Below are 15,128 nucleotides of genomic sequence, written 5' to 3'. Positions count from 1 at the left end.
ATCACTGGATAATCTGATCGGGTGACAAGCTCTCGTCCAGCTTCTGTTCAATCAATTCCTGAACCCTTGCGCAGATCGGCGTACGCCGCCCATGTTGCGCACCCAGTCGGACAATCTCGCCTTGCAGGCTGCCGATTTCCGTAACGCGCCCCGCCATGAGATCATAGGCCATCGACGTTCGCGCGCTGGGGTCGATGGTCAGCATCCGCGCGGCGATCCGGGAAAACAATGGCGTTGGAAGACGTAGGATATGTGGTGTAACCCAAGCAGGCAACGGGGTCGTCGACGTGACAGGATGACCAGCGGCCTTTAGCACGCCCAAAGCCTCGGACATCTGATCGGCCATCAAACAGCGCCATTTGCGGTCCAGCAGTTGATCCTTCAATGTCAGCCCCGACAACGCATTCAGCGCATTGTTCAGATTGATGACCAGCTTGCCCCATTGCACGGCTTCGATCTCGTCACTTTCGATCACTGGCAGATTGGTTGAACTGAGTGCCTGCCCCAAGTCACCCGGGCCGGATTGGATCACGATTTCGCCGGACGTCGCGCGGTGGAAAGTAGCAGGTTCGGGCGGCACAACATTGAAGGGCACCATTCCTGCGCGAACATCATGATCCGGCAATACTGCCTGCAGAACGCGGGCGTTTTCCATTCCGTTCTGCCACGACAGAACCGGCGCAGACGTTGGCGCGAATTGCGCAATCTGACCTGCCATACCCGCCGTGGCCGCCGTTTTGACAGTAACGATCACCAACTCAGCATCTATCAGGCAATCAGGGTTTTCCGACGTCGTTAGATTTTCGGCCGCCACATAAAGATGCAGGCCGGAAAAATCGGTAACGGTCAGGCCATTCTCGCGGATCGGGTTCAGAATGCGAGGACGGCCCAACAGGGTTACCGAGTGTCCGGCATCAGTCAGGAAAGCCCCGCAATAGCATCCAATGCTGCCGGCACCTGCGATAACGATCTTCATTGCGCCCCTCCCATTGAGACGAGGATTGCCGGTATCGCGGGTTCGGACAAGGCCCCCTGACGCTTGGTCAACGCGCCCGTCTTGGCTTAGTGCGCTCCAAGTCTTCTGAGATCGGAATAAACTCCTGATCGTCGCCGGGCGGTAGATGGAAGGCACCATTGGCCCAATCGGCGGCTTTCCATTCGCGCGTCGCGTTTTCAATCTTTTCCCTCGACGACGACACGAAGTTCCACCAAATGTACCGTTCTTCGTTTAACGTCGCACCGCCCAACAACATCAATCGCGCGCCAAGTGGACCGGCCTTAACCGACAGGTGGTCGCCCGGGCGGAACACCATCATGCGACCTTCCTCGAACATGTCACCAGCAATCTCGACCGAACCCTGAGTGACGTAGACGCCACGATCTTCATGATCGTCGGGCAGTGGAAAGGCGGCGCCGGGTTCAAGCTGCACGTCCAGATAGAAGGTATCCGACAGCATCGTCACCGGGCTGTTTTCGCCATATGCCGAACCAAGGATCAACCGGGCACTGACACCGTTGTCTTGGATATGCGGTAATGCGCCCTGTTTGTGGTGTTCGAAATCGGGAGGCATATCTTCATGCGCCTCGGGCAGCGCGATCCAGGTCTGGATGCCAAACAGGCTGTGCCGCTTGCCGCGCGTTTCTTCGCTGGTGCGTTCCGAATGGGTCACGCCGCGCCCAGCCACCATCCAATTGACCTCACCGGGATAGATCATCTGATGGGTGCCCAAACTGTCGCGATGTTCGAACTCACCCTGATACAGATAGGTCACCGTACCCAAGCCAATATGAGGGTGCGGCCGCACGTCGATGCCACCATCTGTGATGAACTCGGCGGGTCCCATCTGATCGAAAAAGATGAACGGGCCGACCAGTTGCCGTTTGACCGAAGGCAGCGCACGCCGCACTTCGAACCCGCCCAAATCGCGGGCACGGGGAATAATCAGCGTTTCCAGAGGCGAATCCTCAGGGTGTTGGGTGGGGTTCCAACTCATGACTGCTCTCCTGTGATCGGTCCGTTCAGTTCACTGATACAGAGTAGGATTGATAAACCAGCCATTCAATTTGCAGGAATGCACAGAACTGGTGCGAGCCCGGTCCTTAATTCAGACAAGACCCAGCCCGCGCGGCCAAAGCTGCGGGAAAAACGCCCCATCAATTCGATCACCTTCGCGATATCCTTCGGCTTCGAACTGCGCCCGTTCATCCTTGGCCCAATCCCCCCGATACCGAATCCTGCCATCCGGAGCGGTCATCCGCAGCGTAAACCGGCGCACCGTTTCCGTTGGGGTGACTGATGACAGCCCACCGTGCAAGGTGCGCATGTCGAAGAAGATGCAGTCGCCCAGATTCATATCCCATTGCAAAAGATCGAATGCTCCCGGATCGGCATTGACGTCAGGCGGCGGGTGATAGGTCAACCCTGCTACCTCGGTGGGTTCGTAGCTGGGATGCCCGTCGGCGAACCTGACCCGCATGAACAGCTTGTCCCACAGATGCGAGCCTTTGACGAAGGCGATACCGTTTTCTTTGGTAACCGGCTCAAGCGGCAACCACAGGACGCACATCGTGCCTTCGAAGTCGAAATAGGACAGGTCCTGATGAAACGGTGGACGCGAAGTTGATCCAGCCTCGCGCAGGAACCAGTTGTCCATGACAAGATTGATCGATGGTGCACCCAGCAACTGTGCGGCAAGCGGAGCACAAGGTGAGTTGTGAACGAATTGCGTGAATTGCGGGATTTTATTCCAAGCCCAGTAGTCCTCGAAATAGGCAGGTGCGCGAGGGTCCTTGGTATGGCGGGTGAAATTATCGGTTGGGCGGGCCAAATCCGCGTCGATGCCGTCTCGCAAAAGTGCCAGCCAATCCTCTGAGAACCTGGAGCGCAGCACAACCGCACCGTCGCGCTTGAACGCCTTGATTTCTTCGTCTGAGACAACGTCTTCGACAATCATAGTGCAGGACTCCCCGAACTGACGGATTTCAGGATGGCACCTGTGCGGGGGCACGGTCAAAGGAATTCACAATTTGTCACCCCCGCCGCGCGACCCCTCGGAAACTGAAACAATCGTGCTATCTTTCCGCTGAAAGGATGCCCGGCATTGTCGAGGCGTGGTGAAACACTTGAAAAGAGAGGTTTGCATGCCTGGTCTTACGTTCTCTCGTCGTTCTTTGGTTTTGGCGTCTGGGGCTGTTCTGGCAACGGGTGCGGCAGGCTTTTTGGTGCCCGCGCGCGCAAGTGGCGTGGCCCCCACCGCATCCATGCGCGGAGGGTCCAACAATTACCGTCCCGGCGCGCCCATCGTTGACCGGATTGGCGGCGGCGGGTTCTGGATGACCGGAACAGTGCGACGCGCCGGGGACGGTGCCCCCCTGCCCGGTCAACGCATCCAGATCTGGGCGCATACGACAGAAGGCCACGAGCGCGACCCGCAGAGCCACGGCGCAACTCTGACCGATGCCAATGGTGAGTTCCGACTGGAGATGCCGCAGATCGTACCCGCCTTCGGCCAACCACACGGCCATCTAGCTTATGACAGTGGTGAATTCGAAACGGTTTTCCTGCGCCCAATCATGGGTAGCTCCAAGGACAAAACCTTGGCCGCGCATTTCGTTCTGCAGCCTGCCTAACCACAGTGCGTCGAAGCCTAGTAATCTGGACCTTTGTGATCCTTGCCATGGCCGTACCGATTATCGCGGCCGCAGCCAGCCCTCTGCTGGCATGGCGTGAACCGATCTACATCACGGCCGGATTTGCCGGTGTTATTTCAATGTGTCTGCTGTTGTTGCAGCCGCTACTTGCGGGCCGTTTGTTGCCGGGACTGACCCCGGTTGCCAGCCGCCATTGGCATAGGTGGTGTGGGCTGGCATTAGTTGCAGCCATTCTGATCCATGTCGGTGGTTTGTGGGTCACCAGCCCGCCCGACGTTATTGACGCTCTGTTATTTGTTTCACCGACACCGTTTTCGGCTTGGGGTGTGATTGCGATGTGGGCCGCGTTCGGAGCCGCGTTTCTGGGTCTTTTTCGCAAGCGCCTTGGCTTAAGGTTTCGTGTCTGGAGGTTGGGTCATGCGAGCCTTGCGATTATCACCATTATTGGCAGCGTCGTACATGCCCTGATGATTGAAGGTACCATGGAGGTCATGACCAAGTGGGTATTGTGCAGTCTGGTCGTGTTGGCGAGCGTCGCGACGCTCGCCAAATTGCGGATTTGGCATATCAGGCGACCCACCTGAACAACACAGGGCCTGTGCCAACCCGACACTGGCTATGGTCCGGCGAGCCGTTTCGCGTAGGAAGCGCGGTTCATCTGAACGTCTTGCACTGTGATACTGCCAACCTCGGGCAAGGCCGCCGACAAAACCTTGAGAATGTCGGCGTTAAGCTCAGAGCGCGTCGCCTCGTCACGACCCTGCATCAGCAGAAGCGTGGCATGGACAAAGCTTTGGGGATCAGTGCCGATACGGTAGTATTCTACCGGAATGGCGCGGATTTTTATCGTTTCAGCGTCGAATTCACGATGTTCAGCCAGCAAGGCAAATAGCTGATCGCAAATTGCCTGAACATCATGGACCTGCTCTATGCCTTTCGAAAACTCCAGCGTGACATGAGGCATGGTGGGCTCCGTTCAGACGCCCAGACACCAGCGCATCACGGCCTTTTGCGCGTGCAGGCGGTTTTCGGCCTCATCGAAGATGACCGAGTTGGGGCCGTCCATCACTTCGGATGTCGCTTCTTCTTCGCGGTGGGCAGGCAAGCAGTGCATGAACAGCGCGTCCGATTTTGCATGTGACATCAGCTCGGCGTTGACCTGATAGGGGCGCAGCATGTTGTGGCGACGTTCCTTGGCGGACTGGGAATCGTGCATTGAAACCCAGGTATCGGCGACCACCAGATCGGCACCCTCAACCGCTTTATACGGGTCTCGTTCGACCACGATTTTCGAGCCCTTTTGACGGGCAAGCCCCATAAACTCTTCTTCCGGATCAAGCTGGGCCGGGCCGGTGAAAGTGAAATCAAACCCGAACTGACCCGCAGCATGTAGGAACGAGGCGCAAACATTGTTGCCGTCGCCGGTCCAGACTACTTTCTTGCCCGCAATCGGACCGCGGTGTTCCTCAAACGTCAGCACATCCGCCATGATCTGGCAGGGATGGGTGCGGTCAGTCAGGCCGTTAATGACTGGCACGTCCGAGTATTCAGACATCTCGGTCAGAATGGTCTCATCGAAGGTCCGGATCATGATCATGTCGACATAGCGCGACAGGACGCGGGCGGTGTCAGCGATGGTTTCACCGTGGCCCAACTGCATGTCTTTGCCCGACAGCACCATGGTCTGCCCCCCCATCTGACGCACGCCTACGTCAAATGACACGCGCGTTCTGGTAGACGGTTTTTCGAAGATCAGCGCGACCATACGGTCTTTCAGAGGCTGTTCGTCATCAAGTGCTGCCTTTGCGCGACCCAGGCGCGCCTGTTTCATAGCGCCCGCCTGATCAATCATGGTCCGCAGATCGCCCGCGTCGGTTTTATGGATATCGAGGAAATGGTTCATTTCAGTTCACTTTTCATTCGGGTGTGTCTTAGGCCGAGGCCATTGACTCTTCGACCTGCGCAGCGGCTTTGTCGAGGCGGATCAGGGCTTGTGCGATATCGTCTTCTGTCAATGTCAGGGGCGGAAGCAGGCGGATCACGTTATCGGCAGCGGGGACGGTAATGACCTCATTGTCATAACCGGCGTTGACCATGTCGATATTGGGCGCTTTGCACTTCAGGCCCAGCATCAGTCCTGTTCCGCGCACTTCTTCGAAAACCTCCGGGTGCTCGGCGATTAGCCCTTCGAGCTTCTGGCGCAGCATCCCGGCCTTGCGGTTGACGCCCTCTAGGAATGCAGGCGTTGCCACCTGATCAATGACGGCGCAACCCACGGCACAGCCCAGCGGGTTGCCACCATAGGTAGAGCCATGCGTGCCTGCCGTCATACCGCTGGCGGCGTCTTCCGTGGCCAGAACAGCACCCAGAGGGAAGCCGCCGCCGATGCCTTTGGCGACCATCATGATGTCCGGGGTAATTCCAGCCCATTCATGGGCGAACAGCTTGCCGGTACGACCTACGCCACATTGCACCTCATCGAGGATCAAAAGCAGGCCGTTGTCATCGCAAATCTGGCGCAAGGCTTTGAGCTCCGCGTCAGGGACGGGACGGATGCCGCCCTCGCCCTGCACGGGTTCGATCATGATCGCGGCGGTTTTATCGGTGATCGCATTGGTGACGCCATCGAGGTCGCCAAACGTGACATGAACAAAGCCCGGCAGCAGTGGACCGAAGCCCTTGGTCATCTTCTCAGACCCGGCAGCGGCAATACCAGCCGACGACCGGCCGTGGAACGAGCCATCAAAGGTGATGATCTCGACCCGTTCAGGCTGATCCTTGTCATAGAAGTACTTACGGGCCATTTTCACGGCCAGTTCGCAAGACTCAGTGCCCGAGTTTGTGAAGAACACGGTATCGGCAAAGGTGTGCTCGACCAGTTTGTCGGCCAGCGCCTGCTGCTGCGGGATGTGGTAGAGGTTTGAAACATGCCACAGCGCGTGCGCCTGTTCGGTCAGGGCATTGACCAGTGCGGGGTGGGCATGGCCCAGCGCATTCACCGCGATCCCCGCGCCCAGGTCCAGAAAACGTCGGCCATCCGCCTCGGTCAGCCAGGCGCCTTCACCCTTCACGAAAGTCAGGGGCGCGCGGTTATAGGTCGGCAGAACGGACGGGATCATGGGATCATCCTTTTCAGGTAGTTTGAGCCTTGTGAGTGATACACTCGGCCTGTGTTCGTCAACTGATTTGGTGGAAATTGCGCCGATTTGAACAGCGCAAATAGATCAAAGAGGCCGGTTACGCGGCGAAGCGTCGGCGTCGGAGTCGGAGTCGCAGGATATGTGCGTTTTTGATCATGAAAAGCCGTATAGCTGTGCGACCGTCCCCTGAAAACCCTGAAATTGACAACCAGTGAAAATACTTGGCGCGACGCATTTGCCGCTTGCCATTTGACATGCGCTGACGCACCGCTGACATATGTTTGTCGCCAAAGCCCACAATCCGCCTCTTGCGGCCGTGCTGATCACCGCCGCCAGTGCGTTGCTGGCCGGGACCACCCTGCTGGCCAAAGCCTTGGGAACGGACACGTTGGGTCCCGCGCTGCATCCAATGCAGATCAGCCATGGGCGGTTTCTGTTTGCCTTTATCGTGATCGTCACCGCCGTCGGCGTGATGCGGCCGCGCCTGCAGCGTCCGCATTGGGGCCTGCATATTGGGCGTACAAGTTTCGGCTGGGTCGGCATTACGCTGATGTTCGCCTCGGTCGCATTCATCCCGATCGCGGATGCGACGGCGATTTCATTTCTGAACCCGGTCTTTGCAATGGTGTTGGCAATCCCGCTGCTGAAAGAAGGCGTCGGCCCTTGGCGGTGGCTGGCGGCAGCGGTGGCGCTGGCTGGGGCGTTGATACTGTTGCGCCCGACACCCGATAGCTTTCAACCTGCCGCTCTTCTGGCACTGACCGCAGCCGCAGTCATCGGGATGGAGTTGATATTCATTAAGAAACTCTCGGGTCGTGAAATCCCAATCCAGATCCTGCTAATCAACAACGCAATGGGCCTGACGATTGCCTCTGTCGCGGTGAGCTTTGTTTTTCAGATGCCCACCTCAGAACAATGGGCGGCGCTGGCGGGTATTGGCGCGCTGATGGCCTGCGCACAGGCGTGTTTTGTGAACGGTATGGCGCGGGCGGACGCCTCATTTGTTGCCCCGATCAGCTATGCGACGCTAATTTTCGCCGCTTTCTACGATTTCGCGATATTCGGCGTGATTCCGGACGGGATCAGCATGATCGGCTCAGCCATAATTCTGACCGGCGGACTTATTCTTGTCTGGCGTGAAGCGCGGGCGCGGCAAGCCTGAAACTCCAAAAACTTTTCCTGACATGGCCCGGGGGCGACCTGTATGTCGCAAACCCGGAAGAACGCGGATTGATCCGGCGCAATGTGGTCTCAGTTGATTTGAGAGTTTACCCATGCACGAACGCCGTATCCCCGAATGGGTGCGCCATGCCCCAGCACCGTCAGTCCGCGACTTTGGTATCCTTGCCGGGTTCGAGGCGATTGTCCGCGGCATTCTGATATCGGTCTTTCCACTAGCCATGTATCGGGCGCTGGGTGATGCGTCTTCGGTATCGTTCCTGTATTTTCTGGTCGGCGTTATCTCGTTGATTGCGGGGCTGATGGTGCCGTTCCTGATCCGCTTCATACCGCGCAGATGGGCGTACACCGCCGGTTGCCTCATGTTCATCGGCGGTGCCCTTCTGGCGATTGAGGGCAGCCCGGCGGCGGTGGTCGGTGCGCTTGCCCTGAACACGGTCGCGACAGTGGTCACGTTCATTTGCTTCAATGCTTATGTCCTAGATTACATCAGCAAAATCGAGCTGGGCAAATGCGAGACCAGCCGCATGTTTTACAGCGCCCTCGGCTGGGCAGGCGGCCCGATGGCCGGCGTCTTATTGCTGGAGGTATGGCCCCCTGCCCCGTTTGTCATCAGCGCGGTGGCAGGTGCGGTCATGCTGATCCAGTTCTGGCGCATGCGGTTGGGCAATGGCAAGTTGATCACCAAGGCGCGGGGCACCGCGAAAAACCCGCTGGCCTTTCTGCCGCGCTTCTTTGCGCAACCCCGTCTGGTCGCGGGATATCTTTTCGCCATGATCCGATCCTGCGGCTGGTGGATCTACGTGGTGTATCTACCCATTTTCGCCATTCAAAACGGGCTGGGTGAGCAACTAGGCGGCATCCTTCTGTCCACCACCAACGCGATGCTGTTCGCGGCTCCGCTGATTCTGCGCTGGGTGCAGGGGCGTTCGATTCGCACAGCAGTCCGCGTGGGTTTTGCTGCCTGCGGAACCTGCTTTGTCACCGCTGGAGCCATCGCGGGTTGGCCGGTTGCGGCGGTTGTGGCGTTGGTTCTTGGGTCCATCTGGCTAATCGTTCTGGACATTTGCGCCGGTCTGCCTTTCCTCATGGCAGTGAAACCATCCGAACGCACCGAGATGTCAGCTATCTACTCCAGTTACCGCGACGTTTCCGGCATTCTGACACCCGGAGTTGCATCACTGGTCCTTCTGATCTCACCGGTCGCCGGGGTATTCGCAGTCGGAGGCTTGGCCTTGTTCGGGGCCTGGGCCGTGGCCGCAAACCTGCACCCCCGATTGGGAAAGCCCAGATTGACTTTTCAACCCGGTTCACTGGCCGAGACAAGTTAAGCCTTAAGGCGATACCCCGTTCGCAGCATCTGCCAGGTCAGCGCACCGACCAACAGCGTGGCACCGGTGCATACTGCTATTCCCAACCAAGGTGAGCTGTCGGACACACCGATCATCCCGTACCGCAGGCCGTCAATAAGATAGAAAACCGGATTCACATGACTTAGGCGGTTCAAAACCGGAGGCAGCGCCTGGACCGAGTAAAACGTACCCGACAGGAAAGCCAATGGTGTCACGATGAAGTTCGTGATGGCCGCCATCTGATCAAACTTGTTGGCAAAAATACCGGCAAACAGGCCCAAGGCCCCCATGAATGCGCCACCCAGAACTACGAAAATCAGGGCAAACAACGGGTTTTGCGGGTTAATTCCCAAAACCAGCGCAAGTGCGACTGCAACCACACATGCGATCAGAACACCACGCGCGACCCCACCTGCCAGATAGCCCAGCAGTATCTCAAGCGGGGACAAAGGTGGCATCAACGTATCGACGATGTTTCCCTGCACTTTGGCGATCACCATCGAGGATGAGGTGTTGGCGAACGCATTCTGGATCACGGTCATCATCATGATGCCCGGCGCCAGAAAGGTCAGGAACGGCACCCCCATCACATCCGGACGCCCCGGACCGATAGCGATATTGAAGATCAGCAGGAACAGCCCAGCCGTCACAAGCGGCGCCAACAGGGTTTGAGTCCAGACCGCTAGAAACCGCAGAGTTTCACGCTGGGCCAACGTGTAAAGCCCCATCCAGTTAACTGTTCCGAAACGCCGTTCGCTCTGATCTGCGGAAATCTGCATCACCTGCCCTCATCCTGATTCGAGAACCGCTTGTAACTCGGCCCGCAGTGATTAAAATAGGGGGCTGAGACGAATTCCCAAGGCGGCCCGAATCCGGGGCCGCTTTCCGCTTTTGAAAGGCAAATGATGTCCTGGACTGACGAGCGCGTAGAACTGCTGAAGAAAATGTGGGGCGAGGGCCAGTCGGCCAGCCAGATCGCCAAAGAACTGGGTGGCGTAACCCGCAACGCGGTGATCGGCAAGGTACACCGTCTGGGTCTGTCAAATCGCGCAACCGGTGCCTCGCCGGCTAAATCCGAACCCAAGGAAAAACCGGCACCCGCGCCCAAGGCCGAGGCCAAGCCGAGGCCCGCGCCCAAGACCGAACCGGCGCGCCCGGCCCCGGCACCTACTGCTGAGGCAAAGCCTGCTGTTCCGGCCCGCCGCCAGATCATTCCGGCCGGTCAACCGCTGCCGCCACAACCATCTGCCAATGAAATCAGCCCCGAGGCATTGGCCAAGGTCAACGAGGTCGAGAAAAAGGCCAAGAAGCTGACGCTGATGGAACTGACCGAAAAGACCTGCAAATGGCCCGTAGGCGACCCCGCGACCGAGGATTTCTGGTTCTGCGGCCTGCCGGTTGAAGCGGGTAAACCTTATTGCGAAGCGCATGTTGGCGTGGCGTTCCAGCCAATGAGCTCGCGTCGAGATCGTCGGCGGTAGGTGCTTTGTGGTGAACGCTGGTATTTGCGGCGTGGCACTGACAACTTGATTTCTTAACTGACCACCCATCGCAAGGCGCGTGGTTAGTTTTTTTTAACCCGAGAGATTCTGCTATTCAACCAAGGTTGAGATACAAGGCCCTATTCTTCGCCTATGCTGTGCTGATCTTTACTGCCTATATGCAGCCGTTAGATCCGCAATTGTTCGAACCACACACGGACAGAAATTCCCTGCTATTGTTCATTCAAGGCTTGTTTCTGCTCGTTTGGTTCATCCCTGCCACACCCATATGCATTGGCGGACTTGCCTTGCTGGGACTGTGTCCAATCCCGCGTCCTCTAGCGGTATTTCTGGCGATCTCGTCAGTTGTGATTGGATTGCTGCTGACACTGGCATCCGGCGTGCTCGCCCTATCTTCGGACACTCAGCTATTACATGGGATCAGCTTAACGATCGCAATTGCATCGAGTCTTCTCATTTGGTCGGGTCGTGATGGGAAGCCAAATCCATCATGGATTGCAAAAATCGGGATATCGATCTCGACTCTGATCGCGTTCTGGTCCCTGCTGACGATTCCGATGCTCTTGTTGCAAGCACGGTTGATCGCGGACGGTTCACCCTATTGCATCGCCGAACATTCAGAGAATTCTCCGATAGAAGCCCTGCACGGGCTACGTGGATTCTCATTCTACACAACAAAAACCGGGTACAAATCGACGTCTGAATGGTACTTTCACGGTTTGATGATCGTAGATCATCCCGACGATCAAAGGGTTTACAATTGGTCTCCAAGACATTGGCGTTTCGATCTTGTAGAACGCCCGGATGCACCGATCGAACCGGTCAGAAACGTCTGCGTTCCAAAGTAAGTTCTACTGCGCAGGGTGCGACGGCAAATCCGGCATCGGCACCCAGCGTGGTAATTCATCCGGCGAGACCGAGACATGGAGCTTCTCTGACCGGTCGCGGCCCACCTTCCGATGCTTCCGCAGCAGAAAAATCTTGCCCCAACCACGCCAAGTTCCAACAGAACGGGCAGAGGTATCCGTCGGGAACTGATCACGCCAGCCTTCGGGTAGCGGCAGACCATGCAGTTCTGCCTTATCCAGCATCCAGACCAAAGAGATGTTACTCAGCGGACGCGCCTCTTCGAACCCGTTCAACTGGCCACCGACATCGCCATGTGTGCCGCGAAACCAGACCTGTTCGACATGACCTTTGAATTCCGGGGTACATTTCCACAACACCGGCTCGAACACCTCACGGGTCTCGTCCAGTGCCATGGCGTGATAGCCGTGGCGCGTCGCCGGGCCAAGCTGGTGAGTGTGAAAGGCGTGACGCTCCTCGGCCCAGCGCCACAGCAGCGGCAGACGCATGCCCAGCGCTTTGACCGTGTCCCAAACCCCGACCATCTCGATCGCCACATCCTCGTGGCAGAACTGCCGCCGGAATTCGGCCGCGGCCGAGCCGCTGGCATTGCATTCATAGTGCCGATAGGCCTGCTTGATGTTGCGAACGGTCGCATGTTCAGCCTTGAGCAGACCGATCATATCGATCACGCCAGCAAGGCTGCGCACACCGTAAGCGCCGCGTGAATAGCCGATGAAATAGATACGGTCGCCGGGTTTGTAGCGTGAGGCGAGATAGCCATATGCGCGGCGGATCTGGCGGTTGATCCCGCGCCCCATCATCACGTCCAGCGAGGATTTCCAGCTTTCCCACTGTACACCGGATTCGTAGAAGACGGACACTTTGCTGCCCATTTCGCGGCACAGTCGCAGGGTCTGGCCCGCATGGGTTTCGTAGCCCGGCTCAAGCGTCGACATGGTGCCGTCCAAGATAATCACATGGCTGACGGGTTCGCGGTGAAGCGCCTCGGCGGAGTGCTCGGACCGTAAAGGCCGCCCGAGCCATCCCAGAACCTTTTTACTCAGCCGCGTTAGAACCATCGTTCAGCAATTCCCATACTTTATGAGGTGTGAAAGGCATATCCGCCTGCCGCACCCCGTAATCCCAGAGCGCATCCTGAACCGCGTTTGCCACAGCGGCCAGCGCGCCGACGGTGCCGGCCTCTCCGCATCCTTTCATCCCCATCGGGTTGGAAGTTGACGGAACCGGCGCCGAGGTAAACTTAATCATGGGTATCTCGGCCGCGCGGGGCAAGGCGTAATCCATCAACGAAGCCGTGAGCAGTTGCCCCTGCGCATCATGCACAACGTGTTCCGTCAGCGCCTGACCAATGCCCTGCACCACCCCGCCATGCACTTGCCCCTCGGCCAGCATCGGATTGATAAGGTTACCAAAATCATCAACGATAGTATAACGATCCACCCATGTTTCGCCTGTGAAAGAATCGATCACGATTTCGGCAACATGTGCGCCATTGGGATAACTCCGCGCATCCAGATTGGCGCTGGCCTCATGGCTCAGCAGGTCGGCGCGCCCATCGGCGCGGGCCATCTCCGCAGCCTCGGTGAGCGTCGGCGTCAGGTTTGATCCCGGTGCGCGGAAGGTTTCATGGTCGAAACGCACATCACTTTCCTCCTCTCCCATTTTATCCGCCAGATACGGCGTGAATGCGGCGATCATGACGTCAATTGTCGCCAGCGTGGCCGTACTTTGCACCGTGACTGAACGTGACCCGCCAGTCCCGCCACCATGTGGCAACTGATCGCTGTCACCCTGGACCACATTGATCTGGTCCATCGGAACTCCGGTCTGGTCTGACAGGAAATGCGCATAGACCGTCTCATGCCCCTGCCCGTTCGATTGGGTGCCGACATAAAGGTTCACCGTGCCATCCTCGCAGAACTCGACTTTCGCGTTTTCCGAAGGGTCACCCAAAATGCTTTCGATATAGTAACACAAGCCGCGCCCCCGGATCAGACCACGTTCCGCATCTGCAGTTTTTCGCGTCGTGAACCCTTGGGTCTGGGCATATGCACGGGACAGGACCATATCGAAATCACCCACGTCATAGATTTCGCCGGTCGCGGTTTTGTAGGGGAAGTTTTCCGGCCGGATGAAATTCCTGCGGCGCAAATCCCAAGGATCGACGTCCAGTTGGCGCGCGGCGCGATCCATGACACGTTCCAGAACATAGATTGCCTCGGGCCGCCCTGCCCCCCGATAGGCGTCGACTTGCGTGGTGTTGGTATAGAACCCCTCAACCCGCAGATACGTCGTTTGAACGTCGTAAACCCCCATTAACACCTTGCTGAAAAGACTGGTCTGGATCGCTTGCCCGAAATGACTGCTATACGCACCCAGATTTACCTTGCTGTGCACCCGGTAAGCCGTGATTTTCAGGTCCTCGTCAAAGGCGAGTTCAGCCAATGAGGTCAGGTCGCGACCGTGATGATCCGACAGCATCGCCTCGGATCGGTCAGACATCCAATGAACAGGCTGCCCGAGTTTCATCGCAGCAACTGAGACGCAAAAATACTCAGGATATGGCATGACTTTCATGCCGAACCCGCCGCCCACATCGGGGGTGGTAACACGGATCGCCTCGGGTTCCAGTTTTAGCTTTTGCGCCAACTGCCCCCGCATCGCCCAGACGCCTTGCCCACCATAGGCAAAGTGCAAACGTCCATCGACCCAATTGGCCTGACATCCCCGTGGCTCGATTGAGGTGATGATCACGCGGTTGTCGGCCACATCCAGCGAAACGGTATGCGCGGCAGCCTGAAAGGCGGCATCGGTTGCTGCTTCATCGCCCAACCCCCAATCAAAAGCACGATTGTCGGCGACCTGATCATGCAGTGGTTCGCCACCGGCTACGACATCCAGTTTTGCCGGCAGATCATCCGTGTCCATCCAGATCATCTCAACCGCATCTCGCGCCTGCAATAGCGTGTCTGCGATCACGACAGCCACAGGTTCGCCGACAAATCGGACGCGGTCTTGGGCCAGCATATGCCTGTCAGGCGCAAGGGTCTGAGAGCCATCGCGGTTCTGCACAGTTGCTGCGTTCATCACAGTGTCGATCCCCGCAGTCGAGAGATCATCCAGCGTCATGACAAGGCGCACCCCTTCCGCCTCACGCGCGGCATCCAGATCCAGCGCCGTGATCCGACCATGGGCAACCGGGCTGCGAAAAAAGGCCGCGAACAGAGCGCCTTCGGGTACATCATCGTCTATGTATCGTCCGTGCCCGGTCAGAAACCGCTGATCTTCTGTCCGTTTGACGGGCTGGCTTTTGCCGAACTTTTCCATGCGATGATCCTCCTGCGATGGCGACCGTAGCCCAGCCCAAGGCGATGTCCAGTCGAACAGACAGCTTCCCCGTATCTTGCCAGTCATTTTTTGGTTAACCTACAGGT

15 protein-coding genes are annotated in these 15,128 nt (G+C 57.8%); 6 read left to right on the top strand and 9 right to left on the bottom strand.

All coding sequences use genetic code 11. The features are described from left to right. Position 1 precedes the first annotated feature (1 nt). The 3 genes from AC2FFH_RS15535 to AC2FFH_RS15525 form a co-directional block, all read right to left on the bottom strand. Positions 2–976 carry a 2-dehydropantoate 2-reductase gene (locus AC2FFH_RS15535; RefSeq protein ID WP_496768209.1) on the bottom strand — a complete coding sequence of 325 codons (975 nt, stop codon included), beginning with the start codon at positions 974–976 and terminating at the stop codon, positions 2–4. Between the two features lie 67 nt (positions 977–1,043). Continuing rightward, complete coding sequence (locus AC2FFH_RS15530) at positions 1,044–1,994, bottom strand: pirin family protein (RefSeq protein WP_496844741.1); 951 nt, start codon at positions 1,992–1,994, stop codon at positions 1,044–1,046. Positions 1,995–2,105: 111 nt separating this feature from the next. After that, positions 2,106–2,954, bottom strand: a complete 849-nt coding sequence (locus AC2FFH_RS15525; protein WP_496844740.1) for a phytanoyl-CoA dioxygenase family protein — start codon at positions 2,952–2,954, stop codon at positions 2,106–2,108. A gap of 187 nt (positions 2,955–3,141) precedes the next feature. Here AC2FFH_RS15525 and AC2FFH_RS15520 point away from each other — a divergent pair, with 187 nt between their 5' ends. Together AC2FFH_RS15520 and AC2FFH_RS15515 are read left to right on the top strand one after the other, a co-directional pair. After that, positions 3,142–3,630, top strand: a complete 489-nt coding sequence (locus tag AC2FFH_RS15520; protein WP_496844739.1) for a twin-arginine translocation pathway signal — start codon at positions 3,142–3,144, stop codon at positions 3,628–3,630. A 47-nt stretch (positions 3,631–3,677) separates the two neighbouring features. Beyond that, the gene (locus tag AC2FFH_RS15515; RefSeq protein ID WP_496768204.1) at positions 3,678–4,235 is read left to right on the top strand and encodes a ferric reductase-like transmembrane domain-containing protein; all 558 of its coding nucleotides are present in this window, start codon (positions 3,678–3,680) and stop codon (positions 4,233–4,235) included. A 32-nt stretch (positions 4,236–4,267) separates the two neighbouring features. Here AC2FFH_RS15515 and AC2FFH_RS15510 read toward each other — a convergent pair whose 3' ends face one another. The 3 genes from AC2FFH_RS15510 to AC2FFH_RS15500 are packed head-to-tail and all read right to left on the bottom strand — an operon-like array spanning position 4,268 to position 6,770. Beyond that, a complete protein-coding gene (locus AC2FFH_RS15510) occupies positions 4,268–4,615 on the bottom strand; it encodes a 5-carboxymethyl-2-hydroxymuconate Delta-isomerase (protein WP_496844738.1) in 348 nt (115 codons plus the stop codon). Positions 4,616–4,627: 12 nt separating this feature from the next. Then, complete coding sequence (argF, locus tag AC2FFH_RS15505; RefSeq protein ID WP_496844737.1) at positions 4,628–5,554, bottom strand: ornithine carbamoyltransferase; 927 nt, start codon at positions 5,552–5,554, stop codon at positions 4,628–4,630. Positions 5,555–5,582: 28 nt separating this feature from the next. Next, a complete protein-coding gene (locus tag AC2FFH_RS15500) occupies positions 5,583–6,770 on the bottom strand; it encodes an aspartate aminotransferase family protein (protein WP_496768199.1) in 1,188 nt (395 codons plus the stop codon). A 298-nt stretch (positions 6,771–7,068) separates the two neighbouring features. On the opposite strand from AC2FFH_RS15500, the gene AC2FFH_RS15495 reads away from it, so the two are divergent. Both AC2FFH_RS15495 and AC2FFH_RS15490 read left to right on the top strand, forming a co-directional pair. After that, entirely contained in the window at positions 7,069–7,953 is an 885-nt protein-coding gene (locus AC2FFH_RS15495) for a DMT family transporter (RefSeq protein ID WP_496768198.1), read from the top strand. Positions 7,954–8,065: 112 nt separating this feature from the next. Continuing rightward, complete coding sequence (locus AC2FFH_RS15490) at positions 8,066–9,301, top strand: MFS transporter (RefSeq protein WP_496844736.1); 1,236 nt, start codon at positions 8,066–8,068, stop codon at positions 9,299–9,301. Here AC2FFH_RS15490 and AC2FFH_RS15485 read toward each other — a convergent pair. Further along, on the bottom strand, positions 9,298–10,101 hold the full coding sequence (locus tag AC2FFH_RS15485) for an ABC transporter permease (RefSeq protein WP_496844735.1): 804 nt from the start codon (positions 10,099–10,101) through the stop codon (positions 9,298–9,300). The genes AC2FFH_RS15490 and AC2FFH_RS15485 overlap by 4 nt on opposite strands. Before the next feature lie 126 nt (positions 10,102–10,227). Between AC2FFH_RS15485 and AC2FFH_RS15480 the strand changes: the two genes are divergently transcribed. Further along, positions 10,228–10,803, top strand: coding sequence for a GcrA family cell cycle regulator (locus AC2FFH_RS15480; RefSeq protein ID WP_496844734.1), 576 nt, complete (start codon positions 10,228–10,230; stop codon positions 10,801–10,803). A gap of 125 nt (positions 10,804–10,928) precedes the next feature. After that, complete coding sequence (locus tag AC2FFH_RS15475) at positions 10,929–11,672, top strand: hypothetical protein (RefSeq protein ID WP_496844732.1); 744 nt, start codon at positions 10,929–10,931, stop codon at positions 11,670–11,672. 3 nt (positions 11,673–11,675) lie between these two features. On the opposite strand, the gene AC2FFH_RS15470 is transcribed toward AC2FFH_RS15475, so the two are convergent. Together AC2FFH_RS15470 and AC2FFH_RS15465 are read right to left on the bottom strand one after the other, a co-directional pair. Continuing rightward, positions 11,676–12,752 carry a T6SS phospholipase effector Tle1-like catalytic domain-containing protein gene (locus tag AC2FFH_RS15470; protein WP_496768192.1) on the bottom strand — a complete coding sequence of 359 codons (1,077 nt, stop codon included), beginning with the start codon at positions 12,750–12,752 and terminating at the stop codon, positions 11,676–11,678. Then, positions 12,730–15,021, bottom strand: coding sequence for a xanthine dehydrogenase family protein molybdopterin-binding subunit (locus tag AC2FFH_RS15465; RefSeq protein WP_496768190.1), 2,292 nt, complete (start codon positions 15,019–15,021; stop codon positions 12,730–12,732). The genes AC2FFH_RS15470 and AC2FFH_RS15465 overlap by 23 nt, the downstream gene beginning before the upstream one ends. Between the last annotated feature and the right edge of the window lie 107 nt (positions 15,022–15,128).

The organism is Ruegeria sp. YTSC003 (assembly GCF_059609785.1).
This window is presented reverse-complemented; position numbering and strand designations above follow the sequence as displayed.

Bases quoted from the DNA above. Each gene is read 5' to 3' on its own strand.
- AC2FFH_RS15520 (WP_496844739.1), top strand. From the start codon at position 3,142: ATGCCTGGTCTTACGTTCTCTCGTCGTTCTTTGGTTTTGGCGTCTGGG.
- argF (WP_496844737.1), bottom strand. From the start codon at position 5,554: ATGAACCATTTCCTCGATATCCATAAAACCGACGCGGGCGATCTGCGG.
- AC2FFH_RS15530 (WP_496844741.1), bottom strand. From the start codon at position 1,994: ATGAGTTGGAACCCCACCCAACACCCTGAGGATTCGCCTCTGGAAACG.
- AC2FFH_RS15500 (WP_496768199.1), bottom strand. From the start codon at position 6,770: ATGATCCCGTCCGTTCTGCCGACCTATAACCGCGCGCCCCTGACTTTC.
- AC2FFH_RS15515 (WP_496768204.1), top strand. From the start codon at position 3,678: ATGGCCGTACCGATTATCGCGGCCGCAGCCAGCCCTCTGCTGGCATGG.
- AC2FFH_RS15510 (WP_496844738.1), bottom strand. From the start codon at position 4,615: ATGCCTCATGTCACGCTGGAGTTTTCGAAAGGCATAGAGCAGGTCCAT.
- AC2FFH_RS15485 (WP_496844735.1), bottom strand. From the start codon at position 10,101: ATGCAGATTTCCGCAGATCAGAGCGAACGGCGTTTCGGAACAGTTAAC.
- AC2FFH_RS15525 (WP_496844740.1), bottom strand. From the start codon at position 2,954: ATGATTGTCGAAGACGTTGTCTCAGACGAAGAAATCAAGGCGTTCAAG.
- AC2FFH_RS15470 (WP_496768192.1), bottom strand. From the start codon at position 12,752: ATGGTTCTAACGCGGCTGAGTAAAAAGGTTCTGGGATGGCTCGGGCGG.
- AC2FFH_RS15480 (WP_496844734.1), top strand. From the start codon at position 10,228: ATGTCCTGGACTGACGAGCGCGTAGAACTGCTGAAGAAAATGTGGGGC.
- AC2FFH_RS15535 (WP_496768209.1), bottom strand. From the start codon at position 976: ATGAAGATCGTTATCGCAGGTGCCGGCAGCATTGGATGCTATTGCGGG.
- AC2FFH_RS15465 (WP_496768190.1), bottom strand. From the start codon at position 15,021: ATGGAAAAGTTCGGCAAAAGCCAGCCCGTCAAACGGACAGAAGATCAG.
- AC2FFH_RS15495 (WP_496768198.1), top strand. From the start codon at position 7,069: ATGTTTGTCGCCAAAGCCCACAATCCGCCTCTTGCGGCCGTGCTGATC.
- AC2FFH_RS15490 (WP_496844736.1), top strand. From the start codon at position 8,066: ATGCACGAACGCCGTATCCCCGAATGGGTGCGCCATGCCCCAGCACCG.